The 26011-nt window shown below is 39.8% G+C and carries 38 protein-coding genes and 1 pseudogene; 35 read left to right on the top strand and 4 right to left on the bottom strand.

Going from position 1 to position 26011, the window contains the following annotated elements; translation table 11 throughout:
- Positions 1–51: 51 nt before the first annotated feature.
- The 28 genes and pseudogenes from rplC to HX124_RS11080 all read left to right on the top strand — a co-directional run bounded on the left by rplC (position 52) and on the right by HX124_RS11080 (position 14926).
- Complete coding sequence (rplC, locus tag HX124_RS11215) at positions 52–690, top strand: 50S ribosomal protein L3 (protein WP_286377551.1); 639 nt, start codon at positions 52–54, stop codon at positions 688–690.
- 11 nt (positions 691–701) lie between these two features.
- Positions 702–1304 carry a 50S ribosomal protein L4 gene (rplD, locus tag HX124_RS11210; RefSeq protein ID WP_068973570.1) on the top strand — a complete coding sequence of 201 codons (603 nt, stop codon included), beginning with the start codon at positions 702–704 and terminating at the stop codon, positions 1302–1304.
- Positions 1301–1621: a 50S ribosomal protein L23 gene (gene rplW / locus HX124_RS11205; protein WP_130074346.1), complete on the top strand. Its 321-nt coding sequence runs from the start codon at positions 1301–1303 to the stop codon at positions 1619–1621. Before rplD ends, rplW begins: the two co-directional genes overlap by 4 nt.
- Before the next feature lie 11 nt (positions 1622–1632).
- Entirely contained in the window at positions 1633–2457 is an 825-nt protein-coding gene (gene rplB / locus HX124_RS11200) for a 50S ribosomal protein L2 (protein WP_107007577.1), read from the top strand.
- A 19-nt stretch (positions 2458–2476) separates the two neighbouring features.
- Positions 2477–2752, top strand: coding sequence for a 30S ribosomal protein S19 (gene rpsS / locus HX124_RS11195; RefSeq protein ID WP_004281508.1), 276 nt, complete (start codon positions 2477–2479; stop codon positions 2750–2752).
- Between the two features lie 9 nt (positions 2753–2761).
- Positions 2762–3091 carry a 50S ribosomal protein L22 gene (rplV, locus tag HX124_RS11190; protein ID WP_065994096.1) on the top strand — a complete coding sequence of 110 codons (330 nt, stop codon included), beginning with the start codon at positions 2762–2764 and terminating at the stop codon, positions 3089–3091.
- A 1-nt stretch (position 3092) separates the two neighbouring features.
- Positions 3093–3909, top strand: a pseudogene (gene rpsC, locus HX124_RS11185) (30S ribosomal protein S3).
- On the top strand, positions 3849–4262 hold the full coding sequence (rplP, locus tag HX124_RS11180; protein ID WP_004725694.1) for a 50S ribosomal protein L16: 414 nt from the start codon (positions 3849–3851) through the stop codon (positions 4260–4262). Before rpsC ends, rplP begins: the two are co-directional and overlap by 61 nt.
- A complete protein-coding gene (rpmC, locus tag HX124_RS11175) occupies positions 4262–4459 on the top strand; it encodes a 50S ribosomal protein L29 (RefSeq protein ID WP_004650482.1) in 198 nt (65 codons plus the stop codon). Before rplP ends, rpmC begins: the two co-directional genes overlap by 1 nt.
- A complete protein-coding gene (gene rpsQ / locus HX124_RS11170; RefSeq protein WP_107007579.1) occupies positions 4456–4713 on the top strand; it encodes a 30S ribosomal protein S17 in 258 nt (85 codons plus the stop codon). Before rpmC ends, rpsQ begins: the two co-directional genes overlap by 4 nt.
- Positions 4714–4805: 92 nt before the next feature.
- On the top strand, positions 4806–5174 hold the full coding sequence (gene rplN, locus HX124_RS11165) for a 50S ribosomal protein L14 (RefSeq protein ID WP_107007580.1): 369 nt from the start codon (positions 4806–4808) through the stop codon (positions 5172–5174).
- A gap of 11 nt (positions 5175–5185) precedes the next feature.
- Positions 5186–5503 (top strand): 50S ribosomal protein L24, encoded by a 318-nt coding sequence (rplX, locus tag HX124_RS11160; protein ID WP_107007581.1) that lies wholly within the window; start codon positions 5186–5188, stop codon positions 5501–5503.
- 15 nt (positions 5504–5518) lie between these two features.
- The gene (rplE, locus tag HX124_RS11155) at positions 5519–6055 is read left to right on the top strand and encodes a 50S ribosomal protein L5 (protein ID WP_107007582.1); all 537 of its coding nucleotides are present in this window, start codon (positions 5519–5521) and stop codon (positions 6053–6055) included.
- Between the two features lie 9 nt (positions 6056–6064).
- The gene (rpsN, locus tag HX124_RS11150; RefSeq protein ID WP_068973576.1) at positions 6065–6370 is read left to right on the top strand and encodes a 30S ribosomal protein S14; all 306 of its coding nucleotides are present in this window, start codon (positions 6065–6067) and stop codon (positions 6368–6370) included.
- Positions 6371–6382: 12 nt separating this feature from the next.
- Positions 6383–6778 carry a 30S ribosomal protein S8 gene (gene rpsH, locus HX124_RS11145; protein WP_107007583.1) on the top strand — a complete coding sequence of 132 codons (396 nt, stop codon included), beginning with the start codon at positions 6383–6385 and terminating at the stop codon, positions 6776–6778.
- A 13-nt stretch (positions 6779–6791) separates the two neighbouring features.
- Positions 6792–7325, top strand: coding sequence for a 50S ribosomal protein L6 (rplF, locus tag HX124_RS11140; protein WP_086195765.1), 534 nt, complete (start codon positions 6792–6794; stop codon positions 7323–7325).
- Between the two features lie 14 nt (positions 7326–7339).
- On the top strand, positions 7340–7690 hold the full coding sequence (rplR, locus tag HX124_RS11135; RefSeq protein WP_107007584.1) for a 50S ribosomal protein L18: 351 nt from the start codon (positions 7340–7342) through the stop codon (positions 7688–7690).
- A gap of 2 nt (positions 7691–7692) precedes the next feature.
- Positions 7693–8190, top strand: a complete 498-nt coding sequence (rpsE, locus tag HX124_RS11130) for a 30S ribosomal protein S5 (protein WP_107007585.1) — start codon at positions 7693–7695, stop codon at positions 8188–8190.
- Positions 8191–8196: 6 nt separating this feature from the next.
- On the top strand, positions 8197–8373 hold the full coding sequence (gene rpmD / locus HX124_RS11125; RefSeq protein ID WP_004825182.1) for a 50S ribosomal protein L30: 177 nt from the start codon (positions 8197–8199) through the stop codon (positions 8371–8373).
- Positions 8374–8376: 3 nt separating this feature from the next.
- A complete protein-coding gene (rplO, locus tag HX124_RS11120) occupies positions 8377–8817 on the top strand; it encodes a 50S ribosomal protein L15 (protein ID WP_004869511.1) in 441 nt (146 codons plus the stop codon).
- 45 nt (positions 8818–8862) lie between these two features.
- Entirely contained in the window at positions 8863–10182 is a 1320-nt protein-coding gene (gene secY / locus HX124_RS11115; RefSeq protein ID WP_286377592.1) for a preprotein translocase subunit SecY, read from the top strand.
- A gap of 19 nt (positions 10183–10201) precedes the next feature.
- Positions 10202–10318: a 50S ribosomal protein L36 gene (gene rpmJ / locus HX124_RS11110; RefSeq protein ID WP_000867907.1), complete on the top strand. Its 117-nt coding sequence runs from the start codon at positions 10202–10204 to the stop codon at positions 10316–10318.
- A gap of 107 nt (positions 10319–10425) precedes the next feature.
- Complete coding sequence (gene rpsM / locus HX124_RS11105) at positions 10426–10782, top strand: 30S ribosomal protein S13 (RefSeq protein ID WP_005012957.1); 357 nt, start codon at positions 10426–10428, stop codon at positions 10780–10782.
- Between the two features lie 19 nt (positions 10783–10801).
- Complete coding sequence (gene rpsK / locus HX124_RS11100; RefSeq protein WP_001040166.1) at positions 10802–11188, top strand: 30S ribosomal protein S11; 387 nt, start codon at positions 10802–10804, stop codon at positions 11186–11188.
- 12 nt (positions 11189–11200) lie between these two features.
- On the top strand, positions 11201–11827 hold the full coding sequence (gene rpsD / locus HX124_RS11095; protein WP_107007587.1) for a 30S ribosomal protein S4: 627 nt from the start codon (positions 11201–11203) through the stop codon (positions 11825–11827).
- A gap of 17 nt (positions 11828–11844) precedes the next feature.
- Complete coding sequence (locus HX124_RS11090; protein ID WP_107007588.1) at positions 11845–12852, top strand: DNA-directed RNA polymerase subunit alpha; 1008 nt, start codon at positions 11845–11847, stop codon at positions 12850–12852.
- An 18-nt stretch (positions 12853–12870) separates the two neighbouring features.
- Positions 12871–13236: a 50S ribosomal protein L17 gene (rplQ, locus tag HX124_RS11085; RefSeq protein ID WP_004281488.1), complete on the top strand. Its 366-nt coding sequence runs from the start codon at positions 12871–12873 to the stop codon at positions 13234–13236.
- A 199-nt stretch (positions 13237–13435) separates the two neighbouring features.
- Complete coding sequence (locus HX124_RS11080) at positions 13436–14926, top strand: flavin-containing monooxygenase (RefSeq protein ID WP_286383155.1); 1491 nt, start codon at positions 13436–13438, stop codon at positions 14924–14926.
- A gap of 171 nt (positions 14927–15097) precedes the next feature.
- Here HX124_RS11080 and HX124_RS11075 read toward each other — a convergent pair whose 3' ends face one another.
- A complete protein-coding gene (locus tag HX124_RS11075; protein ID WP_286377553.1) occupies positions 15098–16270 on the bottom strand; it encodes an acyl-CoA dehydrogenase family protein in 1173 nt (390 codons plus the stop codon).
- A gap of 179 nt (positions 16271–16449) precedes the next feature.
- Between HX124_RS11075 and HX124_RS11070 the strand changes: the two genes are divergently transcribed.
- From HX124_RS11070 to HX124_RS11045, 6 genes are all read left to right on the top strand, one after another.
- A complete protein-coding gene (locus HX124_RS11070) occupies positions 16450–16707 on the top strand; it encodes an FAD assembly factor SdhE (RefSeq protein WP_286383154.1) in 258 nt (85 codons plus the stop codon).
- On the top strand, positions 16694–17110 hold the full coding sequence (locus tag HX124_RS11065; protein WP_286383153.1) for a protein YgfX: 417 nt from the start codon (positions 16694–16696) through the stop codon (positions 17108–17110). Before HX124_RS11070 ends, HX124_RS11065 begins: the two co-directional genes overlap by 14 nt.
- 203 nt (positions 17111–17313) lie before the next feature.
- Positions 17314–17442: a hypothetical protein gene (locus HX124_RS11060; protein WP_265935921.1), complete on the top strand. Its 129-nt coding sequence runs from the start codon at positions 17314–17316 to the stop codon at positions 17440–17442.
- A 217-nt stretch (positions 17443–17659) separates the two neighbouring features.
- A complete protein-coding gene (locus tag HX124_RS11055) occupies positions 17660–18793 on the top strand; it encodes a hypothetical protein (RefSeq protein ID WP_286383152.1) in 1134 nt (377 codons plus the stop codon).
- 90 nt (positions 18794–18883) lie between these two features.
- Entirely contained in the window at positions 18884–19471 is a 588-nt protein-coding gene (gene rrtA, locus HX124_RS11050) for a rhombosortase (RefSeq protein ID WP_286383151.1), read from the top strand.
- Positions 19472–19819: 348 nt separating this feature from the next.
- Positions 19820–22015: a TRAP transporter large permease subunit gene (locus HX124_RS11045; protein ID WP_286383150.1), complete on the top strand. Its 2196-nt coding sequence runs from the start codon at positions 19820–19822 to the stop codon at positions 22013–22015.
- A 294-nt stretch (positions 22016–22309) separates the two neighbouring features.
- Here the strand turns inward: HX124_RS11045 and HX124_RS11040 are convergent, their stop codons facing one another.
- From HX124_RS11040 to HX124_RS11030, 3 genes are read right to left on the bottom strand one after another with little or no spacing between them, the layout of a single operon-like run.
- Complete coding sequence (locus HX124_RS11040; protein WP_286383149.1) at positions 22310–22741, bottom strand: hypothetical protein; 432 nt, start codon at positions 22739–22741, stop codon at positions 22310–22312.
- 12 nt (positions 22742–22753) lie between these two features.
- The gene (locus HX124_RS11035; protein WP_171405094.1) at positions 22754–22963 is read right to left on the bottom strand and encodes a YheV family putative zinc ribbon protein; all 210 of its coding nucleotides are present in this window, start codon (positions 22961–22963) and stop codon (positions 22754–22756) included.
- A 40-nt stretch (positions 22964–23003) separates the two neighbouring features.
- Entirely contained in the window at positions 23004–25043 is a 2040-nt protein-coding gene (locus tag HX124_RS11030; RefSeq protein ID WP_286383148.1) for a M3 family metallopeptidase, read from the bottom strand.
- Between the two features lie 154 nt (positions 25044–25197).
- Between HX124_RS11030 and HX124_RS11025 the strand changes: the two genes are divergently transcribed.
- Positions 25198–26001, top strand: coding sequence for a barstar family protein (locus HX124_RS11025; protein WP_286377560.1), 804 nt, complete (start codon positions 25198–25200; stop codon positions 25999–26001).
- Positions 26002–26011 lie beyond the last annotated feature (10 nt).

The raw sequence follows: 26011 nt of genomic DNA, 5'->3' as shown, positions 1-26011 counted from the left end.
GTTAATTAACGCTCTAAGTTAATTAAGCCGCTTTTTTAGAGGTTTATGCACATGGCTATTGGTTTAGTCGGTCGCAAGTGCGGTATGACACGTATCTTTACAGATGCTGGTGTTTCTGTACCTGTAACAGTGATTGAGGTTGATCCTAACCGTATCACTCAAATCAAAACGCTTGAAACTGATGGTTATCAAGCGATTCAAATCACTACTGGTGAACGTCGCGAATCTCGCGTAACTAACGCTCAGAAAGGTCACTTTGCTAAAGCGGGTGTTGCTGCTGGTCGTCTGGTTCAAGAATTCCGTGCTACAGAAGCTGATCTTGAAGGTCGTGAAGTTGGCGGTACACTAACTGTTGATATGTTCACAGTTGGTCAAATCGTTGATGTAACTGGTACGTCTAAAGGTAAAGGTTTCCAAGGTGGTGTTAAGCGTTGGAACTTCCGTACTCAAGATGCTACTCACGGTAACTCTGTATCTCACCGTGTTTTAGGTTCTACTGGTCAAAACCAGACTCCTGGTCGCGTATTCAAAGGCAAAAAAATGGCTGGCCATTTAGGTGCTGAACGCGTAACTACACAGGGTCTTGAAATTGTTGCTATCGACACAGAGCGTTCAGTTCTTGTTGTTAAAGGCGCGATTCCTGGTGCGACTGGTGGTGACGTAACTGTTCGTCCTACGATCAAGGCCTGAGGGGAAATAACGTGAATTTAAAAACTGTTTCCGGCTCTGCTGTTGAATTGTCTGAAGTTGCGTTTGGTCGTGACTTTAATGAAGCACTTGTACACCAAGTTGTTACAGCTTATTTAGCTGGTGGTCGTCAAGGCTCAAAAGCACAAAAATCACGTGCAGACGTTTCTGGCGGTGGTAAAAAACCATTCCGTCAAAAAGGTACTGGCCGCGCTCGTGCTGGTTCTATTCGTAGCCCAATCTGGGTTGGTGGTGGTAAAACTTTTGCTGCTCGTCCACAAGATTGGTCACAAAAAGTGAACCGTAAAATGTACCGCGGTGCAATGCAATGTATCTTAGCTGAACTTGTTCGCCAAGATCGCCTTGTATTAGTTGAAGAGTTTGCTGTTGAAGCGCCTAAAACTAAAGAATTGCTTGCAAAACTTAACGACTTGAACGCTACTCGCGCATTAATCGTTACTGAAGCTGTAGATGAAAATCTATATTTAGCTGCACGTAACCTTCCACACGTTGATGTGGTTGATGCTGCTGGGATCGATCCTGTTGGCTTGATCGCGTTCGATAAAGTTGTAATGTCTGTTGCTGCTGCTAAGAAAATTGAGGTAGAACTCGGATGAACAACGAACGTATCTATCAAGTCCTCCAAGGACCTGTATTCTCAGAAAAAGCACAAGTTTTAGGTGAGACTGCTGGTGTTCAAGTATTTAAAGTTGCACTTGATGCAAACAAACTTGAAATCAAAAAAGCAGTTGAACAATTGTTTGGTGTAGAAGTTGTTAAAGTTAACACGACTATCACTAAAGGTAAGACTAAGCGCTTTGGTCGTACATTAGGACGTCGTTCTGATGTTAAAAAAGCATACGTCACCCTGAAAGCTGGCCAAGATGTTGAAATGGCTGACTTGGGCGATACCGCTGAAAACGCAGCGGAGTAAGGACGAGAATTATGCCTATTCAAAAATGTAAGCCAACGTCTCCAGGACGTCGCTTTGTAGAGAAAGTGGTTCATAGCCATCTTCACAAAGGCGCGCCTTATGCACCGTTGGTAGAAGCTAAAAAACGTACTGGTGGTCGTAATAACAACGGTCACATTACAACTCGTCACGTTGGTGGCGGTCATAAGCAGCACTATCGTCTTGTTGACTTTAAACGTAACAAAGATGGTATTCCTGCAACTGTAGAGCGTATTGAATACGATCCTAACCGTACTTCTCATATTGCACTTGTGCTTTATGCTGACGGTGAGCGTCGTTATATCATTGCACCTAAAGGTCTTCGCGCTGGTGATAAAGTACAATCTGGTAACGATGCTCCAATTCGTACAGGTAACTGCTTGCCACTTCGCAACATGCCAATTGGTTCTACATTACATAACATCGAGCTTAAAATCGGTAAAGGCGCGCAATTAGTGCGTTCTGCTGGTACTTCTGCTCAATTGTTAGGTCGTGACGGTTCTTACGCTATCATTCGTCTACGTTCAGGCGAAATGCGTAAAGTACACGTTGAATGTCGCGCTGTGTTAGGTGAAGTATCTAACTCAGAAAGCAACCTTCGTTCACTTGGTAAAGCAGGTGCATCACGCTGGCGTGGCGTTCGTCCTACCGTTCGTGGTATGGCGATGAACCCAGTAGACCATCCACATGGTGGTGGTGAAGGGCGTAACAAAGGTATTCAACCTGTAAGCCCATGGGGTCAAAAAGCGAAAGGGTACAAGACTCGTACCAATAAGCGTACGACTAAGATGATCATTCGCGACCGTCGCGTTAAGTAACAAGTAAAGGAATCTGACAATGCCTCGTTCTCTGAAAAAAGGCCCATTCGTCGATGCGCACTTGTTCGCTAAGGTTGAAGCGGCTATCGCGGCTAATAACCGTAAGCCGATCAAAACTTGGTCGCGTCGTTCGATGATCCTCCCGGATTTTGTTGGTTTAACAATTTCTGTCCATAATGGTCGTAACCATGTTCCAGTGATTGTATCTGAACACATGGTTGGTCATAAATTAGGTGAATTCGCGCCAACTCGTACCTATCGTGGTCACGGTGTTGACAAGAAGTCTAAACGTTAAGGTGCTATGATGGAAGTTACTGCTAAATTACGCGGTGCCGCTATCTCGGCACAAAAAACTCGTTTGGTTGCAGATTTAATCCGTGGCAAATCAGTTGCTCACGCGCTTAATATCTTAAACTTCAGCAACAAAAAAGCTGCAGTTTTAGTTAAAAAAGCATTGGAATCTGCGATTGCAAACGCTGAACACAATAACAGTTTAGATGTAGACGACCTTAAAGTTACTACGATTTACGTTGATGAAGGCATGAGCCTTAAACGTATTATGCCACGTGCTAAAGGCCGTGCAGATCGTATTACTAAGCGTACTTGTCACATTACCGTTAAGGTAGGGGTTTGATATGGGTCAGAAGGTTCATCCAATCGGTATCCGCCTTGGTGTTGTAAAACGTCATAACGCCAACTGGTATGCGAGTCCGAAACAATACGCTGAATATTTGCTTAAAGATCTTCAAGTTCGTGAGTTTTTAACTAAAAAACTTAAAAGTGCGATGATCAGCAATATTCTTATCGAACGTCCTACTGGCGCTGCTAAAGTAACGATTAGCACTGCTCGTCCTGGTATCGTTATCGGTAAAAAAGGCGAAGACATTGAAAAATTACAGCGTGAACTTACCACTATCATGGGTGTTCCAGCGCAAGTAAGCATCAACGAAATCGATCGCCCAGACTTAGACGCGCGTCTTGTTGCTGAAGCAATTGCTTCTCAATTGGAAAAACGTGTAATGTTCCGTCGTGCTATGAAGCGTGCGGTTCAAAACTCTATGCGTGCTGGTGCTAAAGGTATTAAAGTTGAAGTATCTGGTCGTTTAGGCGGTGCTGAAATTGCACGTACAGAATGGTATCGTGAAGGTCGTGTGCCTTTACATACACTTCGTGCAGACATCGACTACTCTACTATGCGTGCTGAAACTACTTACGGTACGATTGGTGTTAAAGTTTGGATTTTCCGTGGCGAGATCTTGGGTGGCATGAAACAAGTCATGAACCCTGCTCCTGCTGAAGAGCGTCCAGCTAAACGCGGTCGCGGTCGTGGTGAAGGTCAAGAGCGTCGTGGTCGTCGCAATGATCGTTCTGCTGAAAAAGGAGAATAATCCATGTTGCAACCTAAACGTACTAAATTCCGTAAGGTGCAAAAAGGCCGTAACACTGGTCTAGCGCACCGTGGTAGCACAGTATCTTTCGGTACAATCGCACTTAAATCTGTTGAGCGTGGTCAAATGACAGCTCGTCAAATCGAAGCTGCGCGTCGTACAATTAGCCGTCGTGTTAAACGTGGTGGTAAGATCTTTATCCGTGTTTTCCCAGACAAACCAATTACTGAAAAACCATTAGAAGTTCGTATGGGTAAAGGTAAAGGTTCTGTGGAATACTGGGTTTGCCAAATCAAACCAGGTAAGATCTTGTACGAAATGGATGGTGTAAGTGAAGAATTGGCTCGCGAAGCGTTTACGCTAGCAGCTGCTAAACTTCCTTTCAAAACCACTATCGTTACTAAGACGGTGATGTAATGAAAACTAAAGATCTACGTGAAAAGTCGGTAGAAGAGTTGACAGCTTTGCTTGATGAGCAACAGCTTAACCAATTCCGTCTTCGTATGGCAAAAGCAACTGGTCAATTGGGTAAATCGCATGAAGTTGCGTTAACTCGTAAGACTATTGCTCGTATTAAGACCCTCCTTACCGAAAAACAGGGGAACGGACAATGAGTGAGCAAACAGTTCGCACGTTAACTGGCAAAGTCGTAAGTGACAAAATGGATAAATCTATTGTTGTTCTTATCGAACGCCGCGTTCAACACCCGTTGTATGGCAAATTAATCCGCCGTTCAACAAAATTACACGCTCATGATGAGAACAACACAGCTAAAACTGGTGATGTTGTGACCATTAAAGAAAGCCGCCCAATTTCTAAAACTAAGTCTTGGACTTTAGTTGAAGTGGTTGAAGCTGCTGCTGAGTAATTAGACGTTCTTGTTGCATCATCGGTGAATTTCGAGTACTCTTTGAGCCTTTCGAAATTTCGACCGGTGATGCTCGGTTTTGGAGTAGGGCAATGATTCAGACCGAAAGTATGCTAGAAGTAGCAGACAACAGTGGTGCTCGCCGCGTACAATGTATTAAAGTACTAGGTGGTTCACATCGTCGTTATGCTTCTGTAGGCGACATTATTAAAGTTACTGTTAAAGAAGCAATTCCACGTGGCCGTGTTAAAAAAGGTGACGTGATGAATGCAGTTGTAGTTCGTACTAAGTTTGGTATTCGTCGTCCAGACGGTTCTGTGATCCGTTTTGATGATAATGCTGCAGTTATTTTGAACAACAACAAGGCTCCGATTGCCACTCGTATTTTCGGACCAGTGACTCGTGAACTTCGTACTGAACAGTTCATGAAAATCATTTCATTGGCTCCTGAAGTTCTATAATAGAGGCAATCATGGCTAAGATTAGAAAAGGCGATCAAGTTATTGTGATCGCAGGTAAAGAAAAAGGCAAACAGGGTACTGTTTTGTCTGTTTCGAATGACCGCGTTATGGTTGAAGGCCTTAACTTGGTTAAGAAGCATCAAAAGCCGAACCGTGCAACAGGTGCTGAAGGCGCTGTAGTTACACAAGAAGCTTCGCTTCATATTTCAAACGTGGCAATTTTTAATGCTACAACCCAAAAGGCTGACCGTGTTGGTTACCAAGTGACTGAAGGCGTGAAAACTCGCGTTTACAAGTCAAATGGTGAATCAGTGGCGGTAGCGAAGTAATAGGTTGAATAGGCTATGGCCAGACTTAAAACACGTTATAACGACGAAATCAAAGCTAAGTTGAAAGAAGAACTTGGCTTGGCAAACGTGATGGAGATTCCTCGCATCACTAAAATCACCATCAACATGGGTGTTGGTGATGCTGCTGCTGATAAGAAATTATTAGATGGCGCTTTATCTGATATGCAAGCTATTGCTGGTCAAAAACCAGTTTTAACTTTAGCTCGCAAATCAATCGCTGGTTTTAAAATCCGTGATGGTTGGCCGATTGGTTGTAAAGTAACTTTACGCGGCGAACAAATGTACGAATTCTTAGACCGTTTGATCTCTATCGCGATCCCTCGTATTCGTGACTTCCGCGGTTTTTCTGCGAAATCATTTGATGGTCGTGGTAACTACTCTATGGGTCTCAAGGAACAAATCATGTTCCCTGAAATCGATTTTGATAAAATCGATCGTATTCGTGGTATGGATATTACCATTACTACGACTGCCCGTACTGATGACGAAGGCCGTGCGCTTATGCGTGGTTTCGGCTTCCCGTTCAAATAAGAGGTCGATATGGCTAAGAAAGGTATGATTAATCGCGAATTGAAACGCGAAGCAACAGTTGCTAAATACGCTGCAAAACGTGCTGAATTGAAAGCAACGATTGCAAACGTAAATGCTTCTGATGAAGAACGTTTCGATGCGATGATGAAGTTACAAGCATTACCGCGTAATGCATCTCCAGTACGTCTACGTAACCGTTGTGGTTTGACTGGTCGTCCTCATGGTTACTTCCGTAAGTTCGGTTTAAGCCGTAACAAATTACGTGATACAGTAATGCAAGGTGATGTACCGGGCGTTGTTAAGGCAAGCTGGTAAGGAGCGACTATAATGAGTATGCAAGATACCGTTGCCGACATGTTAACACGTGTTCGTAACGCACAAATGGCAAAGAAACAAACCGTTTCTATGCCAAATTCTAAGTTGAAAGTTGCGATTGCTAACGTACTTCAACAAGAAGGTTATATTTCAAATGTAGAAGTTGCTGATAATGAAGGCAAAGCTACTTTGACTATTACTTTAAAATATTTCGAAGGCAAACCAGTTATTGATACTGTGAAGCGTGTAAGCCGTCCAGGTCTACGCCAATATCGCGGTAAAGATGCACTTCCTAGCGTTAAGCAAGGTTTAGGTATTGCAATTGTTTCTACAAGCAAAGGCATCATGACTGATCGCGCTGCACGTGCTGCGGGCGTTGGTGGTGAAGTTATTGCTTTTGTTTCTTAATAGGTGATTCCTCATGTCTCGTGTGGCTAAAGCCCCAGTAACTGTACCTAATGGTGTAACAGTTACTCAGAACGGCCGGCAGGTCGAAGTGAAAGGCAGCAAAGGTACGTTGTCTTTCAACCTGCATGCGCTGGTCGAGCTAAAACAGGAAGAAGGTCAACTTCAAATTGCTCCTAAAGCTGAGTCGAAAGACGCTTGGATGCAAGCTGGTACTGCTCGCGCTGTTCTTAACAACCTTGTAAAAGGTGTTAGCGAAGGTTTCGAACGCAAGTTACAACTGATTGGTGTTGGTTATAAAGCTGCGGTTAAAGGTAACGTTGTTAACCTTAACCTTGGTTTTTCACACCCAATCGACTATAACCTTCCAGAAGGTGTAACTGCTGAAACTCCAACTGCAACTGAAATTATTCTTAAATCTGCTGATAAAGCGGCTTTAGGTCAAGTGGCTGCAGATATCCGTGGTTACCGTCCACCAGAGCCGTATAAAGGTAAAGGTGTTCGTTATTCTGACGAAGTTGTTCTTCGTAAAGAAGCTAAGAAGAAATAAGGCGCGAGGTTCTTATGAACGAAAAGAAACAATCCCGTTTGCGTCGTGCGAAAAGCACACGCTTGCACATCCGTGCATTGGGTGCGACTCGTTTGTGTGTAAACCGCACGCCGCGTCACATCTATGCGCAAGTTATTTCAGCAGATGGTGGCAAAGTATTAGCACAAGCTTCTACTTTGGATGCATCTTTACGTAGTGGTTCTACAGGTAATGTAGATTCAGCTACTAAAGTAGGTGCTTTAATCGCAGAGCGCGCGAAAGCTGCTGGTGTTACTAAAGTAGCATTTGACCGTTCTGGTTTTAAATATCATGGTCGTATCAAAGCCTTGGCTGATGCTGCTCGTGAAAACGGCTTGGAGTTCTAATCATGGCTAAAGTTGAACAAAACGAAGGTCTTGTTGAAAAGCTGGTTGCCGTTGATCGTGTAGCCAAAGTTGTTAAGGGTGGTCGTATCTTCTCTTTCACAGCATTGACTGTGGTTGGTGATGGTAATGGTCGTGTAGGTTTTGGTCGTGGTAAAGCACGTGAAGTTCCTGCTGCTATTTCTAAAGCACTAGAAGCTGCACGTCGCAACATGATCACTGTTGATCTTGTTGATGGTACTTTACAACATACAGTTAATGCACGTCATGGCGCTAGCCGTGTGTTCATGCAGCCTGCATCAGAAGGTACTGGCGTAATCGCTGGTGGTTCAATGCGTGCGGTTCTTGAAGCTGCTGGTGTACGTAACGTATTGACTAAATGTTATGGTTCTACTAATGCTGCTAACGTTGTAAACGCAACTTTTAATGGTTTGCGTGATATGACTTCTCCAGAGAAAGTTGCTGCGAAACGTGGTCTTTCAGTAGAACAAATTTTAGGGTAATCAATCATGAAAACGATTAAAGTTACCCAGACTAAATCTTCTTCGCATCGTTTGAAAAATCACAAACTTTGCCTACAAGGTTTAGGTCTGCGTCGTATTGGTCATACAGTAGAAGTGGTAGATACTCCTTCTAACCGTGGTATGATCAACAAAGTCTACTATATGGTTAGTGTAGAGGAATAAGCCATGACTCTGCGTTTAAATGAGCTTGCGCCTGCTGAAGGTGCAAAACGTGAAAACCGCCGTTTAGGCCGTGGTATCGGTTCTGGCGTTGGTAAGACTGGTGGCCGTGGTGTCAAAGGTCAAAAATCACGTAAAAGTGGTGGCGTTCGTCCAGGTTTTGAAGGTGGTCAAACAGCGTTATATCGTCGTTTACCTAAATTCGGTTTCACTAGCCAATTGGCTTTGAAAACTGCTGAAGTACGTTTATCTGAGCTTGCTAAAGTTGAAGGTGATATTGTTTCACTTGAAACTTTGAAAGCTGCGAATGTTGTACGTAAAGATATGTTACGTGCTCGTATCGTTCTTTCTGGTGAAATTACTCGTGCGTTCACTGTACAAGGTGTTGCTTTGACTAAAGGCGCTAAAGCTGCTGTAGAAGCTGCTGGCGGTAAAGTCGAGGAGTAATCGCGAGTGACTATGTCTCCTAGTTCTTCAGGTCATGTGAATATGATGAAAGGTCAGCCCTTTCATGTGAAATATCGTGAAGTTATTCGTCGATTAATGTTCTTGATTGGCGCATTGGTTGTCTTTCGACTAGGAGCACATATTCCTCTACCAGGTATTGATAATGTCGCTTTAGAACGTTTTTTCAAAGCTAATGAAGGTACATTCTTAGGTTTGTTTAATATGTTCTCAGGCGGGGCATTAGAACGAATGTCAATTCTTGCGTTAGGGATCATGCCGTATATTTCTGCATCTATTATTGTGCAGTTAATGTCAACGGTTGTTCCTTCGCTGGAAGCATTGAAGAAAGAAGGCGAGCAGGGTAAGCGTAAAATTAATCAATATACGCGTTATGGCACACTGTTACTTGCATTTGTGCAAGGTATTGGAATGTGTGCAGGTCTTATTAGTCAAGGAATTACTTTGACCTCAGGACTTGCGTTTTATATTCCAGCCTTGACCTCACTTGTTGCAGGAACAATGTTCTTAATGTGGCTAGGTGAACAAATTACTGAACGTGGTATTGGTAATGGTATCTCGATGATTATCTTCGCAGGTATTGTTGCAGGTTTACCTAACTTGGTAATTCAAGCTTTTACTTCGGTAGATAATGGTCAATCGAGTTTAATCGGTTTGGCTGTATTTGGATTACTTTCAGTTGCAGTTTTAGCAGCTATCGTATTTATTGAAAAAGCACAACGCCGTATACCTGTTAACTATGCTCAAAAGCAGCAAGGTCGACGTGTATTCACTGCACAGCAAACACATTTGCCATTGAAAATTAATATGGCAGGGGTAATTCCAGCAATTTTCGCAAGTTCGTTATTGTTGTTCCCTGCGAGCTTAGGTCAATGGTTAGGTAGTGCTGATCCAAATGCAGGAATTGTAAAACGTAGCCTTCAAGATTTGGCACTCGTATTGTCACCTGGACAACCTTTGTATTTGGTGCTCTTTGGTGCGTTAATTATCTTTTTCTGTTATTTCTACACGGCTTTAGTTTTTAGTCCTAAAGAAGTATCAGAAAACTTGAAACGCAGCGGAGCTTATGTACCTGGTATTCGCCCAGGGGAGCAAACTGCTCGTTACTTAGATCATATTCTTAATCGTTTGACATTTATTGGTGCGATTTATATTACAGTGATTTGTTTGATGCCAATGATTCTGCAAAGTTCATTTGGTATTCCATTCCACTTAGGTGGTACATCATTGTTAATCGTAGTTGTTGTTGTGATGGACTTTATGGCTCAGCTGCAAGCTCATCTCACTTCACGTCAATATGATAATCAAACGTTAATGAGAAAAACGACTGCTCATCCTAAGGGATAGCGCACTTAGAGGTTTCATCATGAAAGTACAAGCTTCTGTAAAGAAAATTTGTGGTAGCTGTAAAGTTATCCGTCGTAATGGGGTTATTCGCGTAATTTGTAGCGCTGAACCTCGTCATAAGCAGCGTCAAGGTTAATTTAATTAAGACCTGTTGATTTCAGTAGGCTAATTAGGTTATTATCCGCCCCTCAAGATTTTTGTGGGGCGGTTGATTATCTCTACTGCCTTTTTGGAGAAATTTGAATGGCTCGTATTGCCGGTGTAAACATTCCGGATAACAAGCATGCTGTTATCTCTCTCACGTACATTTTTGGTATTGGTCGCCACACTGCTAAGAACATCTTAGCTGCAGCTGGTATTGCTACTACCACTAAAATTCGTGAATTAGATGATGCTCAGCTTGATGCGATTCGTGCTGAAGTTGCTAAGGTTCCAACCGAAGGTGACTTACGTCGCGAAATTTCCATGAACATTAAACGTTTAATGGATTTAGGCTGCTACCGCGGTCTTCGTCATCGTCGCAGCTTGCCTGTTCGCGGACAACGCACCAAAACTAACGCACGTACCCGTAAAGGTCCGCGCAAACCTATTAAGAAATAAGATTTCTGGAAGCTAAAAGATGGCTAAAGATACTCGCACACGCAAGAAGGTCACTCGTACCGTCTCTGAAGGTGTTGCACACATTCACGCTTCTTTTAATAACACCATTGTTACGATTACTGATCGTCAAGGTAATGCATTGGCTTGGGCTACTTCAGGTGGACAAGGCTTCCGTGGATCACGTAAATCAACACCGTTTGCTGCTCAGGTAGCTGCTGAAGTTGCTGGTAAAGCTGCTTTGGATTACGGTTTGAAAAACTTGGACGTCCTTGTTAAAGGTCCTGGTCCAGGTCGTGAATCTGCGGTTCGTGCATTAGGTGCAGTGGGTTATAAAATTAACAGCATTACCGATGTGACTCCGATTCCGCACAACGGTTGCCGTCCACCTAAAAAACGTCGCGTGTAAGGAGAAACATTCATGGCTCGTTATATTGGTCCAAAATGCAAACTCTCTCGCCGCGAAGGGACAGACCTGCAATTAAAATCTGGCGTTAAACCTTTTGACGTCAAAACTAAAAAAGCTGCTAAAGCGCCTGGTCAACATGGCGGGGCTCGTGGTGGTAAACAATCAGAGTATTCACTACAATTACGTGAAAAACAAAAAGTACGTCGTATGTACGGTGTGTTAGAGCGTCAATTTAGTAACTACTATAAAGAAGCTGCTCGTGTTAAGGGTGCAACTGGTGAAAACTTGTTGAAACTGCTTGAAAGCCGCCTCGATAACGTTGTTTATCGTATGGGTTTTGGTTCTACACGTGCAGAAGCTCGTCAGCTTGTATCTCACCGTTCAATCACTTTAAATGGTCGTCGTGTTAATATCGCGTCTATCCAAGTTAAAGCGGGTGACGTGATCGCAGTTCACGAAAGCGCTAAACAACAATTACGTATCAAAAACGCAATTGAATTAGCTGCTCAACGTGGTACTTCTTCTTGGATTGATATCGATCATTCAAAACTTGAAGGTACATTTAAAGCTGCACCAGATCGTTCTGATTTACCTGCTGAAATCAACGAAAGCTTGATTGTAGAATTGTATTCTAAATAATCCTTGAGGTAGCAATAATGACGCGTACTGCAAACGAGTTTCTTACTCCGCAAGCGATCAAGGTCGAAGCGGCAAGCGGGACCTCGGCAAAAGTGATTCTGGAACCATTAGAGCGTGGCTTTGGTCATACTCTTGGTAATGCTTTACGTCGCATCCTACTGTCTTCTTTACCTGGCGCTGCTGTGGTTGAAGTTGAAATAGAAGGTGTTGAGCACGAGTACAGTACTTTAGAAGGCTTGCAGCAGGACATCGTCGAGCTCTTGCTGAACCTAAAAGGATTGTCTATTAAGCTGTTCGATCAAAACGAAGCATATTTAACATTAGAAAAACAAGGTCCTGGCGATATTACTGCTGCTGACCTTCGTTTACCACATAATGTTGAAGTGGTTAACCCTGAACACTTGATCGGCACGTTAAGTGCATCAGGCAATTTAAAAATGCGCCTGAAAGTTTCACAAGGTCGTGGTTATGAGACTTCTGACTCACGTTTTCCTGAAGGCGAAACTCGCCCAGTAGGACGTTTACAGTTAGATGCTTCTTATAGTCCAATTAAACGTGTGTCTTATACCGTTGAAAATGCGCGTGTAGAACAACGTACTGACCTTGATAAATTGGTCATTGATCTTGAGACTAACGGTACTGTAGATCCTGAAGAAGCAATCCGTAAAGCGGCAACAATCTTGCAACAACAAATTGCAATTTTTGTTGATCTTCAGAAAGATCAAGCACCTGTCGCTCAAGAGCCTCGTGAAGAAGTTGACCCAATCTTGCTTCGTCCAGTAGATGATCTAGAGCTTACTGTTCGTTCTGCTAACTGTTTGAAAGCAGAAAATATTTACTACATCGGTGATTTAGTACAGCGTACTGAAGTTGAGTTGTTAAAAACTCCTAACTTAGGTAAAAAATCGCTTACTGAAATCAAAGATGTTCTGGCTTCAAAAGGCTTACAACTCGGCATGCGTTTAGAAAACTGGCCACCAGCTAGTTTACGTATGGACGATCGTTTTGCCTATCGTAGCCGTTAATTAAGTAGGACTATCACCATGCGTCATCGTAATAGTGGTGTGAAATTAGGCCGTACAAGCAGTCATCGTAAAGCGATGTTCCAAAACATGGCTAATTCTTTGTTTGAACATGAGTTAATTAAAACTACTGTTCCTAAAGCGAAAGAATTACGCCGTGTTGCTGAGCCTTTAATCACTTTAGCTAAAAACGATACAGTTGCAAACCGTCGTTTAGCGTTTGCTCGTACTCGTTCAGCAGCAACAGTTGGTAAATTATTTACCGTTCTTGGCCCTCGTTACAAAGAACGTAACGGCGGTTATCTACGTGTTCTTAAAGCTGGTTTCCGTGCAGGTGATGCTGCACCGATGGCTTATGTAGAGCTTGTGGATCGTGAAGTAAACTAAGTTTACTCATGCCATAGAACAATCGGTTGTTCAAAAAGGTCGGTATTTTACCGACCTTTTTTATTACATATTGTCTAACAATTTATAAATTTGTCCTCTACTGACATAAAATTTGTCGGAAATATTTAAACTTGACATTGCGTATTGTCAAATTTGTGCTTTAATAAAACTGTACTGATTAAAAGGTTATAAAAAGAACATGGAAAAGCAAGTTGATATTCTTATTGTAGGTGCTGGTATCTCTGGTATTGGTATTGCAGCTCATTTATCTAAAAATTCACCGCAACGTTCATTTGAAATCATTGAGCGTCGTGAAAGTTTTGGCGGTACATGGGATTTATTCAAGTATCCTGGTATCCGTTCAGATTCAGATATGTCGACCTTTGGTTTTAACTTCAAACCATGGCAAAAAGCTAATGTTTTGGCAGATGGTGCTTCTATTAAAGGCTATATTGGCGAAGTGGTTGATGAATATAAATTAAAAGAAAAAATTCATTTTAATCATCGTGTGCTTACAGCGAACTATGATTCTGCGACTAAAAAATGGCAGGTACAGATTGAGGATGCACAGAAAAATGTGCAGACATGGATTGCCAATTTTGTTGTTGGTTGCACAGGATATTATAATTATGATCAAGGTTATCAACCTGATTATCCAGGTAAAGAAAACTTTAAAGGTCAATTCATCAATCCACAATTTTGGCCTGAAAATTTAGATTATACGGGTAAAAAAGTAGTGATCATTGGTAGTGGTGCAACAGCAATTACCTTAGTGCCTGCAATGGCAAAAGGTGGGGCAGGGCATGTGACCATGTTACAACGCTCACCGACATATATTGCTTCCATTCCATCGATTGATTTTGTATATGACAAAACACGTAAATTTATGTCAGAAGATTTGGCTTACAAGTTTACACGTGCACGTAATATTGGTATGCAACGTGGTATTTTTGCCTTATCCAAAAAACAACCAAAACTTGTACGTAAATTGCTTTTAAAATCTATTGAAATGCAATTAAAAGGCAAAGTGGACATGAAACACTTTACGCCAACATATAACCCTTGGGATCAGCGTTTATGTGTGGTGCCAGACGGTGATTTATTTAAAATTTTACGTACAGGCAAGGCGAGTGTTGAAACGGATCATATTGAAAAAATTACTGAAAATGGTATTCAATTAAAATCGGGTCAACATTTAGATGCAGATATTATTGTTTCTGCAACAGGTCTAGAAATTCAAATTATGGGTGGCATTAAAGCGACAGTCGATCATAAATCACTAAAAACCAGTGAACACATGCTTTATCACGGTGTGATGGTGAGTGATGTGCCAAATATGGCTTTAGTGATTGGTTATGTGAATGCCTCTTGGACATTGAAGGTTGATGTTGTTGCTGATTATCTTTGTCGTTTGTTTAATTTCATGGATAAAAAAGGCTATGACGAAGTGATTGCACCAACTGATCATTCGGCGATATTGGAAGAAACGGTAATGGGCGAGATGAGCTCTGGCTATATTGCACGTGCGGCTGATCAATTACCAAAACAAGGCACTAAAGCACCTTGGATGGCGACTCATAACTATTTAGCAGATCGTAAAGAACTGAAAAATGCGAAGTTTGAAGACGGCGTATTAAAATTTCATAAACGTGAAGCACAAGCTACAAAAAAGCCTAAATTAGTTTCTTGATTGAATTAAGAAACGAAAAAGGAGCATAAGCTCCTTTTTTTAATGGGAAAAATAAAATTGAATTAATTTTTTAAATACTTTCTTTGTTTCAAAAATAAATGCAAAAATCTTACTCATAATTAAATGAAAAATGGAGCAGTAAATGCTCCATTTTTCGTGCTTAATATAAAATTATAAGGTACGAGAAATAAGTTCTTTCATAATTTCATTGGTACCTGCATAAATACGATTTGCACGGTTGTCGATATAAGCACGTGCAATCGGGTATTCAAGCATATAGCCATAGCCACCATGTAATTGAACACATTCATCTACAACTTTTGAGAACATGTCTGAAATTTTATATTTTGCGGCAGCAGCAGCATCAATACCTAATTTTTCTTCAAGTTGTAGCTCCATACAACGATCTAAATATGCACGACAGAAGTCAATCTCCGTACGTAATTCAGCAAGTTTAAAGCGTGTATTTTGGAAAGAGCTGATTGATTTACCAAATGCTTTGCGATCTTTTGTATATTGAACGGTATGAGCGAAAGCCGCTTCAGCACCTGCTTGGCAAATAATTGCAACAAGCATACGTTCCCAAGCCAACTCTTTCATCAGCATGAAAAAGCCCATACCTTCTGCACCAAGTAGGTTTTCTTTAGGAACACGGACATCCTCAAAGAATAATTCACAAGTATCTTGACCTTTCATCCCGATTTTGTTCAAAGGTTTACCTTTGGTAAAGCCTGCACGATCTGCTTCAACAATAATTAAAGAAAGGTTTGCGGAGCCTTTTTCTGAATTTCCTGTTTTACAGACAACCACAGCCATATCGCATAAATAGCCATTGGTAATAAAGATTTTTGAACCATTAATAATATATTCATCGCCATCAAGTACAGCCGTGGTTCGCACAGCTTGTAAATCTGAACCTGTACCAGGCTCAGTCATTGCAATAGCTGTGACTGTTTCACCAGATGCCATTTGAGGTAGCCATTTTTTCTTTTGTTCTTCATTGCCAAAATTATTGATGTAGTTTGCAACGATATCTGAATGTAATGAAAAGCCTGTTGCTGAATCCATTGCATAAGCTTGTTCTTCAATCAAAATCATGCTGTACAGACGATCTACACCATAGCCACCATATTCTTCTGGCATGGTGGCACAAAGTAAGCCCATTTCGCCTGCTTTGTTCCATAAATCACGATCTACATGTTGTTGTTTTTCATATTTTTCAGTATTTGGAACGACTTCTTTTGCATAAAATTTACGTACAGTTTCACGAAAAGCTTCATGTTCAGCATTAAATAAATTACGAGGTAGCATATTTGCTAATGGTCGAATCGCACCTGATTGCATATTTTTATTCCAAATCATTGTTTAATATTTATAAATTAAGTGAACATTCGTTTGATCTCAATGAGATGAATGCTCATTTGAATCAAATAAATGATGAATTTGGTCAATCTCTAGAAATACGCAAGTATTTTTTATGGAATAAGGTAAACTAACAGAATCTGTCATTTTCGGGGAAATTCATGTTTGAGGAATTAACTTTAGAAGAACGTAAAGTGATTTATCGTGCACGTCGTGGTTTAAAAGAAATCGATGTTTATTTTGATCCATACGTGAAACAATATTATTTACAAGCAGATCAAACTGAAAAGTCATTATTTAAAGAGCTGGTCGATCAAGAAGATCCTGACTTATTAGATTGGTTTATGGAAGTTTCAGAGCCGCCTAAGCCTGAATTAAGACAATTAATTTCTAAATTAAAACATTATGTCCACGGTTAATTTAGCTAACTATACGTGTTTTAAGCTGAAACCTAGCCAATATCGGCAAGTGTTTCAGTTTTTTTGTGGGTTAATTATTACGATATTGCTTTATCAAGCTTTGTCTTTATGGTTGTGGTTGTTGTGTCTGATTGCGTTAGGCTGTTCATTATTTATTTTTAATCAGCGTCCTTGTGTTGAGCGGTTTGAACAATTAGATAAGCAAATTTGGTCAATTAAATTTTATAAAAATCAAGATATTGAACAAGTTGAAATAATAAAAATGGTCGATCATATTTTTTATATAGTGGTTTATTATAAAACGACGCTAAAACAAAATAAGCCAAAAAATTTGGTACTTTGGCAAGATCAAATGAGTGTTAAAAGCTGGAAAATGTTAAAAACTCGCGCTAAGTTAGGTTGATTGTTAGACATTTTTTAATAATATAGACTTTAAATTTATTGTTATATCAATTGTTTATATTTATATTCATTGATATTTGAAAGTATTGTTAGACTAAAATCACACAAAAAACTTAAAAAGAGAAATTGTAGGACAATTATACCCATGGATTTTAGCTTTTGCATGTAAATTAAACCTACCAACAGCAAGCGAAGGATTTCATTATGACTGAAGTTCAACAATGGTTGTTTCTAGTGGTCGCAATTGTTCTTGCGATTGTGGTAGGAAGACTAGGAACCGTGCTGAGGGAACAGATTGAGAAAAGAAAACTCAAAACTAATAAACTCTCCTGAGAGTTTACCGTTTAATAAGTAGCATGTGCTGAACCGTCGCAATGCTACTTTTTTTTGCCTAAAATTTGACTTTATGTATTATATGGTCAATCCATTTTATCTAAAAATATGGCACATTAAATCATTAAAATTAGAGCAATTACTCTTTTATTCAGGTAACGCATCTGATATTTTAAACAAAAAGGACATAAACACAATTATATAGAGGACAGGAAGTATGTCTAGAGTCCAAAAATTGGGTCAACTTATGGTGACTGCTGTTGTTGCCTCATCTGTTTTATCTGGCTGTTCCTATGTGGTTAAGTCAGGTGCAAACGTTGCTTTAGGTTTTAGTGAAAAACATATTGTTCCTCCTATTTTAGCAGGTGGCGATGCTGATATGGCTTGCCAGACAGGTAATGCATTAACACCAGCAATTATGGCAACGAAAGATATGGGTGCAGATCCAACTCGTATGGCTGTATTACTGTATTCAGCAGCAGGGATGTGTGCTGAAAATCGTGCTTTAGATGCAGAATTACGTTATTTACGTGCTTCTAAGGATGGTAAAGTTTCTGAAGCACAAGATGCACGTGTAGAACAAAAACGTTGGGCGGCATTAGCTGCGCAGCGCCAATACACAGGTTATCAGTTGTTTGCAGAACGTTGGCAAGCCAAATATAAATATACGTTGGGTGATTCTTGCCCAACGATGAAAAAAGATTTAGACCAAACCATTTATCTTTTGGGCATGCTCAGTGGTTTGCAGGCGATGACCAATGATATCAACTCAGGCGGTGCTGCCAATGTTCCTAAGGATATTGCAGCGATTGTTGAGCGTGGTATGGCATGTTTGGATAATAATAAATTCTGGGGTGCGCCAATGGCGACACGTGCTGTCATTTGGACATTATTGCCAGGTGCAGATGAGGGTAAACCCGACCCATACGTTACAATGAAACAGTCTATGCAAATTGGTGAGCAAAAGGGTGTACGCTTAGCACATGCTTTATATGCTGTTTCGGCACAAGCAAGTGGTGATGATGCTCGTATCCGTGAAGCATTGCGAACTTATGCTGCTTCAAGAGAAGAAGATAAGCCTGTTAATCCTGAATTTAGACTCATTGATGCAATGGCAGGGCAAATGGTACAAGCCATTGCTGACCGTTATTGGACTGAAAATACAGGTGTCCGTGCTGCTGATGATGGCATGACCACCTTTTGGGATGATAAAGGCGCAACAGGAGATGATGAGTTATTTGAGGGAATTGGTGATCCTGCTGAAGGTGGAGATACTCCTCCAGCAACAGATACAACTGCTGCTCCAACAGAAGCACCAGAAGAAATGCCAACGACTGAGGCTGCACCTTAAATATCAAAAAGTGAACACATCCTTTTCAATTTTTTATTTATTATCAAGAAAAGCTTCGGCTTTTCTTGTTTGTTTTAAGAGTAATGCAATATGAACGATTTACAATGGAAGAAACGGATTACTTTAATTGCAAGTTGTATTTGTATCTCTGCTTGTTTGCAAATTTTTCAGGCACAATTTATTTATTGGCGTTATTCATTTTTTAGTGAAATTTGGCGTTGGTGGACAGCACATTGGGTGCATGTGGGGTGGATTCATTTTTTACTTAATATTATCGCATTTGCCTGTTTTCCTTTTATTTTCCCTCATACCCAAAATAGATTTATTATTGTACTTTTACTTGTTTTAGCACCATTATGTAGCTTAACTTTTTATTATTTATATCCCAATATTGAAGCTTATGCGGGTTTATCAGGAATTTTGCATGGGTTGTATGTTGCAGCCGCCTTTTTTTATCTTAAATTTCGTAAAGAGCGTAATTTTGCTTTATTGGTATTGTTTCTAGTTATGGCAAAATTAGCATGGGAAAATACTTTTGGGCAAATAGGTACAGCACAGCTTATAGGGAGTCCTGTTTTGGTAGAAGCGCATTTAGTAGGTGCTTTTTGGGGCGCAATATGTGCAGTAATTTATTTAGGATATCAACAAATAGTTGAAACAAATCAAATTAAAGATTAAAAAAAAGAATTTGAAATGCTCATCATTTTGTAAGACAAGTGAGGAATTATTCTAAAGTAAAAAATAAAAAATATTTCTATAGATTATTAAGTTTAAAGTATTGTTTTTTATTTTAAAAATGTTTATGAATGCTGATAGACTGAATAAAAGAATGCACTTTTGTCGCTTTATACTTGACAAAAATGCGTGAAAAAAAATGTAACGCTGCCATTCTTTTCAGTTGAAAAAGCATGCAGATTTGGAAGTGGAAATAAAAATAGGAAATGAGGGCTTTTGAGCAACTCATAGCTTATAAAAATATCAGTCTTATGAAAGATTTGTAAGATTATAGATAAAAATGGAATTATCATGAATGATAGTGCAGAAAAAAAATCAGGCTTAGGACTGATTAGTTACATATGGACAGAATGGATTTCAACTTTTTTAGTCCTACTCCTTCTCTTGTTAACACTCGTGATTGGTACAGGGGAAATGATTCATGGGCAGATGCTACGTATTGGTGAGCGTTTATATGGTGATGAAAAAATTGGAATGCAATATTCCTTTTTAAGGGCTGAACCAACAAAACCAACATGTGATCGTCATCCTGATATTGATGCTTTAGTGCAAGAACGCATGAAAGCTGAAGCAAGTGATCCTGATGCAAGTTTCTTTGGGGTAACGCCTGAAGCTGATGTTCGTCAGTCTTTTATGGCTGCACAAACAGAATGTGAGGAAAAATTTGCTTTTTATGATAAGTCGATGATACATTTGGAAAAACATCCATCTGCACGTACTTATCGTACCATGGAAACGGGATTTTTCTGGCTATTTAAGGTTGGAACTGAAAACCGTGTCTTAATTTTATTACTTATGGTGGTGATTTCTGCGATTACAGCATCGCTGAAAATGCATCATATTAGCTTACGTCCACCTACAACGAAACTTGACTTTAGAGTGTATTCTCTTGCAATGATCTTGGGTAATGGCTTGTTGTCTTACTCAGTCTGGAGTCAGTATCAATCTGTTATTAACTCAGGTGTAGAGTCAACTTATGAAACAATCTGGGGATATTGGTTGTGGATTATTCTCTTTGTGAGTTTGACGTTAATTAGCTTGTATCAACTGTTTTTTATTCCGAAAACAGCCAAAGACGGCGGAAATATCGGACTTTCTCTGATTAGTATTCCTTTATATGCGTTTATGGCGATTTTAACAGGAATTGCATTTACCTTCTTTATGGACTATCCAATGGGGCAAGGTATTTATCTTGGTCAATTGGTTGAGTTTTCTGGAATTTTCCTAAACTTAGCATTGTTCATCTGGGCAGGTATGCTGTTAACCCAAACCAGAATTATGGATGTATTCCTTGCCATTTTACGTCCATGGAATCTTGCACCTGAAACCCTGACTTGGATTATCTTAATTGCTGCTGCAATTCCAACTGCATATACAGGTGCATCGGGGATTTTCGTTGTTGCCGCAGGTGCGATTATTTATCGTGAAGTGTGGAATTCTGGTGCGCGTCGTCAGTATGCTTTGGCTGTTTCGGCAATGTCTGGTTCGCTAGGTGTTGTATTACGTCCATGTTTATTGGTGATTTTGATTTCAATGCTAGATAGTCGTCATGTTACATCTGACGAGTTATTTGATCATGGTATTTATGTTTTCTGGTTAACTGCGTTTATTTTCCTTGGGGTTTCTTTATACCTTGCTGAAGATAAATTCCGTATTAATTCACCGAAAGTTGCTGTACCTGGCATGATGAAAGCTTTAGTGCCAGTGATTCCTTATGTCATCATTACCGCGTTGGTTGTAGGGTTCTATAGCTACGGTTTAGATACACAAATGGACGAGTTTACTGCACCAGTAATTCTTCCAATTATGTTGTTGGCATATATTTTATTTGATAAGTACATGGGCGATCGTGTACCTGTTCCAGCATTTAATAGTGCTTTAGCACAAGAACATGCTAAAAACTCAGAGTACTTACGTACGCATAATACAGATGCTGAGCAAAAGCGTGGTTTTGGAAAATCAATTTGGTTTGCATCTTCTGAGAGTGTTGGGCATATCGGTGCTTTGATTATCCTGATGGCGCTTTCAGCAAGTATGGGTGGTTTGATTGAGCGCAGCGAAATTGTGACAATGGTGCCTACACATCTAGGCAGTATTATGCTTTCTTTAGCATTCCTTGCAATTTTACTTGCATTAATTGGTATGACAACAGACCCATTTGGTGCGGTAATTTTGGTTGCTGCAACGATTGCACCAGTGGCTTATGAAAATGGAATTCATCCAATTCACTTCTGGATGATTGTATTGGTTGCTTTTGAATTTGGCTATGTTGCTCCACCAGTAGCACTTAATCATCTCTTAACGAGGCTCTCGGTCGGTGATGAAGAGGTCGCCGCCGCCGATGCAGAGGCGAAAGAGAAATATACAAGTTTCTACTATCGCTATGAGCGTTGGATTTTACCAATCGTCGTACTATTTACGTCCTTAGTGCTCGTAACCTTTGTACCATATCTACTCAATATGTTTGATTGGTACGCCAATAAATAATGTAATCATGTAAATAAAAGAAGCGCCTTCGGGCGCTTTTTCTTTATTTAAAATTTATATGTTACTGCGTAACATCAGTTATTCATCAGCTGAATAAGTGAAAAACTAAATTATTCTGCGAGCTTATAAATTTTTGTATTGACCTCATACATGATTGATATTGATCAGGGATGCATTCGGTCAGAACTATAGATCAAATATAGATATTGAGTAGATATGAGATGATATTTTGAGAAATTTCAAATGAATAAAACCATCACCCAATCATGATTGGATGATGATTTTATTTAAACATTAAGACTGTTTTTGCGCTGCGAGTTGCTGTTCTAAAAGTTTCAATTGTTCTTCTTTTAGTTTGATTAATTGATCTGCATCAGCGTGTTGTGATTCTAGCGATTGCTTTTGATCGTTTAATTGCTTTTCAATATCATCCAGTTTTGCAACTTCTTCTTTAGCCAAACTTTCATTTTCAGAAACAGGCTCTTGTAAAATAGACTCATGCACCAGTTGTTGTTCTGTTGCTGTCGAAGCTGCGGACTGTTCTAAAGGTTGAGCCACAGGTGGTGCTGTAACTGGCGTTGGTTTTTGTTGTAAAGGCTTTTGAGCGGTTGCTTGTTCCTTGCTTGAACTGAGCCAGAATAACGTAGCAGCCAAAGCAACAATAACAATCAATCCCCCAGCAATAAACCACATTAATTTAGAATTATTTCTTGTATCTAATTGCATTTTTTATCCAATTTATTTTGCTGGACGAGGCTTAAATTGAATGACCCCAATTTCATCAGGTGTAGCTGGTTCTTCAGGCTCGTCCACATGAGTAGGGCGATTTTCAGAATAATCACACTCGATACATTCAATCCATTCAGCATCGTCAGTGGTGAGCATGACGATTCGATCCATCGCCTCACATCTTGGACATTTAGCACCCGCAATGAAACGACGTCTAATATTCATATACTCACCACATAATTAATTTTACATGCGTAGTTTAAGCGTTTTTAGAGGCATTCGTCCAACCTTGATGACGTAACAATGCATCAATTTTAGGCTCACGCCCACGGAAATTGATAAATGCATCAAGTGCAGTATCTTTTCCACCGACTGCCAAAATCGCCTGTCTAAATTCTGCACCTGTTTGAGTATTGAAAACGCCTTCATTTTCAAAACGATCAAAGGCATCACTGGCTAATACTTCCGCCCATTTATAAGAATAATAGCCTGCTGCATAGCCACCTGCAAAAATATGACTAAAACCATTTTGGAAGCGGTTATAAGGTGTTGTCGCTAAAACAGCATATTTTTGGCGAATATCATCTAAAGTTGCTTGGATTTGTTCAGCATTTAATGCTGGTGTCAGTTTGTGAATGCTTAAGTCGAACAAGGAAAATTCGATTTGACGTAGCGTTTGCATACCTGACTGGAAGAAACGAGCATCAAGTAATGCTTTGAGTAAGTCATTTGGCAAAGATGCTTTGCTTTCAATGTGCTCACTGATCAGCGCTAGACTTTCAGTATCCCAAGCCCAGAATTCCATAAATTGACTTGGTAGCTCGACGGCATCCCATGCTACGCCATGAGTCCCTGCAACAGAGATATTATCAACTTCAGTCAGCATGTGATGTAAACCATGTCCAAATTCATGGAACAGGGTAATCACTTCATCATGGGTTAACAGCGCAGGCTGATTGCCAACAGGAGGCGTAAAGTTTCCAACCATATAGCAAACTGGTTTTTGTAGACCATTTTCAGTTTGCATACGTGAGCGGAAACCACTCATCCAAGCACCACCACGTTTGCCATTACGTGCATATAAGTCGAAGTAGAAGCCGCCAATTACAGTGCCTTGATCTTCCAGTTCATAATAACGAGCATCGCTATGCCAAAGTGGGGCTTCACGCTCAATCACCTGAATACCATATAAACGATTGACGATACTGAATAAACCTTGAATGACTTTAGGTGCAGGAAAATAGGGTTTTAAGTCTTCCTGAGACAGATTGAATTGTTGAACTTTGAGTTTTTCTGAATAATAAGTGCTGTCCCAAGGTTTCAGTTCATCAATACCATCTTGTTGGGCAATGGCTTTGAGTTCTTCAATTTCTTGTAGGGCAGGTGTACGTGCATGTTCAGCCAAATCGATAAGGAATTGATTGACGGTGGCAACATTGGGCGCCATTTTTGAAGCCAATGAATATTCTGCATAATGATCAAAACCTAAAAGCTTTGCAAGTTCCTGACGTAAGCTTAGGATTTCGACCATAATCGGTGCATTGTCATATTGAGTATCTTGTGCCTGATCAGAAGCACGGGTGACATAAGCATGATAGAGTTCTTCACGTAGCGTGCGATCTTCGGCATAGGTCATAATCGCCAAGTACGATGGAAAATCCAAAGTCGCAACAGGCTGATTTAGTTCACGTTGCTGACCATATTGCTTCAATAATTCAACACTGCTTTGTGGTAAGCCTTTGAGTTGTTCTTCGTTTAATGGCTTGTGATAGGCTTGAGTTGAATCTAGCACATGATTGGAAAAGTCAGATGACAGTTGTGAAAGTCGTGCTGAAATTTCTGCATAGCGTTTTTTAGCTTCGCCTTCTAGGGCAACGCCTGAAAGTTTAAAGTCTCGCAGAGCAAGTTTAATCGCACTTTGTTGCGCTACAGGCAAGTCAGTAAAAATCGCATTGTCATGAATATTTTGATAGGTCTGGAACAGGGGAACATGCTGCCCTATTTGGGTCGAGTATTCACTTAAACTAGGTAAGAGTAGTTGATAGACATCGCGAGTTTCAGCGTTGTTCATCACGGCATTAAGATGCGATAAAATGCCCCATGATTCGCTCAAATTATTTTCAAGCGTATCAATTTGTTCCAATAATTGTAGTTGTTGCTGTAAATTTTCAGGGACTTGTTGAAGTTCATTTAAAAAATTTTGCCCGTTTTGAATGGCGGTTTCGATATTTTGTTTCAGTTGATCTAAAGTAATTTGATCGAATTGGGGTACAGGCAAAGTCGCCTTTTCTAATGTCATGTCTTGTATGCCAAAAATATTGCTGAGTTATAACTAGATGTAGGGCTTTTGGCAGGGGAAATCAAGGTGGAATCACGAAATTAATACTTGTTTAATCTCTTTTTATGCCTTTAATACAAGATTGAATTGTTATAAACATAAGCGAGTTTATTAAATGCTCCAAGAAAAACTTTTTTTAGAAATAAAAAGTTTTGATTCTGATCGAGAGTCAGAAGAAAAACGAATATATTCTTTTGATGTGTCGATTTTTGAAGTGTATTCCAATCATATTGTTTTCAAAAACTGTATAAATAATAATTTTTTAGCGGAAATGGATGATCTGAATATTTTAAAAAGAAATAAGAAATCGAAAAATTTAAACCTGTACTTAAAGTCAGAACTACATATTAAAGATAAAAAAATTTCTGATGAATTAGGTCTTTATTATGAGTTTAACTATACCGATTCTGATTTGATTATTTATGATTTTATTGATTATGAAGATAATGAATCTTATCAGGAGTCATTAATAGAAAGAGTGGATATTTTTATGAAAAATAAAGAATTTTTAAAATTTTATCTTGAAAATAAAATACCACCAAAGCATTGGTTTAACTTGAATGAGTTTGAAAAGGAATGTTGGTTGGATGTTGCATATAAAGTTAATTTTAATCAGGAGGTAAATAAAAGGATGCCTCCAGTAAGCCAAATTATTTTAGATGGAAATTATATACATTCAGAGCGTGATCTTTATTGCTCTATTGGTGAAGAAGTATGTGGTGTCTTTGGTTATATGGGGCGAAGTATTACTCCCTTACGGGATTGCTTGGAAGACGAAGGGTTAAGACCAGTTTATTATCCTTTACAAATAACATGGAAGAATTTTAAAAGTTCAGAACAAAACTTTTACTCTATTGAAGACTTGAATTATTTAGTTCAATTTCTTAGAAAATATAGTAATTTAAAAATCGAGATTTAAAATTTTGATA

This window comes from Acinetobacter sp. 226-1 (genome assembly GCF_030329325.1).
Classification (GTDB): Bacteria; Pseudomonadota; Gammaproteobacteria; order Pseudomonadales; family Moraxellaceae; genus Acinetobacter; species Acinetobacter sichuanensis.
This window is presented reverse-complemented; position numbering and strand designations above follow the sequence as displayed.

Coding starts and splice junctions, on each gene's coding strand:
- HX124_RS11080 (WP_286383155.1), top strand. CDS start 13,436: ATGGAAAAGCAAGTTGATATTCTTATTGTAGGTGCTGGTATCTCTGGT.
- rpsQ (WP_107007579.1), top strand. CDS start 4,456: ATGAGTGAGCAAACAGTTCGCACGTTAACTGGCAAAGTCGTAAGTGAC.
- rplV (WP_065994096.1), top strand. CDS start 2,762: ATGGAAGTTACTGCTAAATTACGCGGTGCCGCTATCTCGGCACAAAAA.
- rpsM (WP_005012957.1), top strand. CDS start 10,426: ATGGCTCGTATTGCCGGTGTAAACATTCCGGATAACAAGCATGCTGTT.
- rpsE (WP_107007585.1), top strand. CDS start 7,693: ATGGCTAAAGTTGAACAAAACGAAGGTCTTGTTGAAAAGCTGGTTGCC.
- rplP (WP_004725694.1), top strand. CDS start 3,849: ATGTTGCAACCTAAACGTACTAAATTCCGTAAGGTGCAAAAAGGCCGT.
- rplN (WP_107007580.1), top strand. CDS start 4,806: ATGATTCAGACCGAAAGTATGCTAGAAGTAGCAGACAACAGTGGTGCT.
- rplR (WP_107007584.1), top strand. CDS start 7,340: ATGAACGAAAAGAAACAATCCCGTTTGCGTCGTGCGAAAAGCACACGC.
- rpsN (WP_068973576.1), top strand. CDS start 6,065: ATGGCTAAGAAAGGTATGATTAATCGCGAATTGAAACGCGAAGCAACA.
- rplC (WP_286377551.1), top strand. CDS start 52: ATGGCTATTGGTTTAGTCGGTCGCAAGTGCGGTATGACACGTATCTTT.
- HX124_RS11090 (WP_107007588.1), top strand. CDS start 11,845: ATGACGCGTACTGCAAACGAGTTTCTTACTCCGCAAGCGATCAAGGTC.
- rplW (WP_130074346.1), top strand. CDS start 1,301: ATGAACAACGAACGTATCTATCAAGTCCTCCAAGGACCTGTATTCTCA.
- rpsD (WP_107007587.1), top strand. CDS start 11,201: ATGGCTCGTTATATTGGTCCAAAATGCAAACTCTCTCGCCGCGAAGGG.
- rplB (WP_107007577.1), top strand. CDS start 1,633: ATGCCTATTCAAAAATGTAAGCCAACGTCTCCAGGACGTCGCTTTGTA.
- rpmD (WP_004825182.1), top strand. CDS start 8,197: ATGAAAACGATTAAAGTTACCCAGACTAAATCTTCTTCGCATCGTTTG.
- rplQ (WP_004281488.1), top strand. CDS start 12,871: ATGCGTCATCGTAATAGTGGTGTGAAATTAGGCCGTACAAGCAGTCAT.
- HX124_RS11045 (WP_286383150.1), top strand. CDS start 19,820: ATGAATGATAGTGCAGAAAAAAAATCAGGCTTAGGACTGATTAGTTAC.
- rplO (WP_004869511.1), top strand. CDS start 8,377: ATGACTCTGCGTTTAAATGAGCTTGCGCCTGCTGAAGGTGCAAAACGT.
- secY (WP_286377592.1), top strand. CDS start 8,863: ATGAAAGGTCAGCCCTTTCATGTGAAATATCGTGAAGTTATTCGTCGA.
- rpsK (WP_001040166.1), top strand. CDS start 10,802: ATGGCTAAAGATACTCGCACACGCAAGAAGGTCACTCGTACCGTCTCT.
- HX124_RS11065 (WP_286383153.1), top strand. CDS start 16,694: ATGTCCACGGTTAATTTAGCTAACTATACGTGTTTTAAGCTGAAACCT.
- rpmC (WP_004650482.1), top strand. CDS start 4,262: ATGAAAACTAAAGATCTACGTGAAAAGTCGGTAGAAGAGTTGACAGCT.
- HX124_RS11060 (WP_265935921.1), top strand. CDS start 17,314: ATGACTGAAGTTCAACAATGGTTGTTTCTAGTGGTCGCAATTGTTCTT.
- rrtA (WP_286383151.1), top strand. CDS start 18,884: ATGAACGATTTACAATGGAAGAAACGGATTACTTTAATTGCAAGTTGT.
- HX124_RS11040 (WP_286383149.1), bottom strand. CDS start 22,741: ATGCAATTAGATACAAGAAATAATTCTAAATTAATGTGGTTTATTGCT.
- HX124_RS11025 (WP_286377560.1), top strand. CDS start 25,198: ATGCTCCAAGAAAAACTTTTTTTAGAAATAAAAAGTTTTGATTCTGAT.
- HX124_RS11030 (WP_286383148.1), bottom strand. CDS start 25,043: ATGACATTAGAAAAGGCGACTTTGCCTGTACCCCAATTCGATCAAATT.
- rplE (WP_107007582.1), top strand. CDS start 5,519: ATGGCCAGACTTAAAACACGTTATAACGACGAAATCAAAGCTAAGTTG.
- rplF (WP_086195765.1), top strand. CDS start 6,792: ATGTCTCGTGTGGCTAAAGCCCCAGTAACTGTACCTAATGGTGTAACA.
- HX124_RS11070 (WP_286383154.1), top strand. CDS start 16,450: ATGTTTGAGGAATTAACTTTAGAAGAACGTAAAGTGATTTATCGTGCA.
- HX124_RS11075 (WP_286377553.1), bottom strand. CDS start 16,270: ATGCAATCAGGTGCGATTCGACCATTAGCAAATATGCTACCTCGTAAT.
- rpmJ (WP_000867907.1), top strand. CDS start 10,202: ATGAAAGTACAAGCTTCTGTAAAGAAAATTTGTGGTAGCTGTAAAGTT.
- rplX (WP_107007581.1), top strand. CDS start 5,186: ATGGCTAAGATTAGAAAAGGCGATCAAGTTATTGTGATCGCAGGTAAA.
- HX124_RS11055 (WP_286383152.1), top strand. CDS start 17,660: ATGTCTAGAGTCCAAAAATTGGGTCAACTTATGGTGACTGCTGTTGTT.
- rpsH (WP_107007583.1), top strand. CDS start 6,383: ATGAGTATGCAAGATACCGTTGCCGACATGTTAACACGTGTTCGTAAC.
- rpsS (WP_004281508.1), top strand. CDS start 2,477: ATGCCTCGTTCTCTGAAAAAAGGCCCATTCGTCGATGCGCACTTGTTC.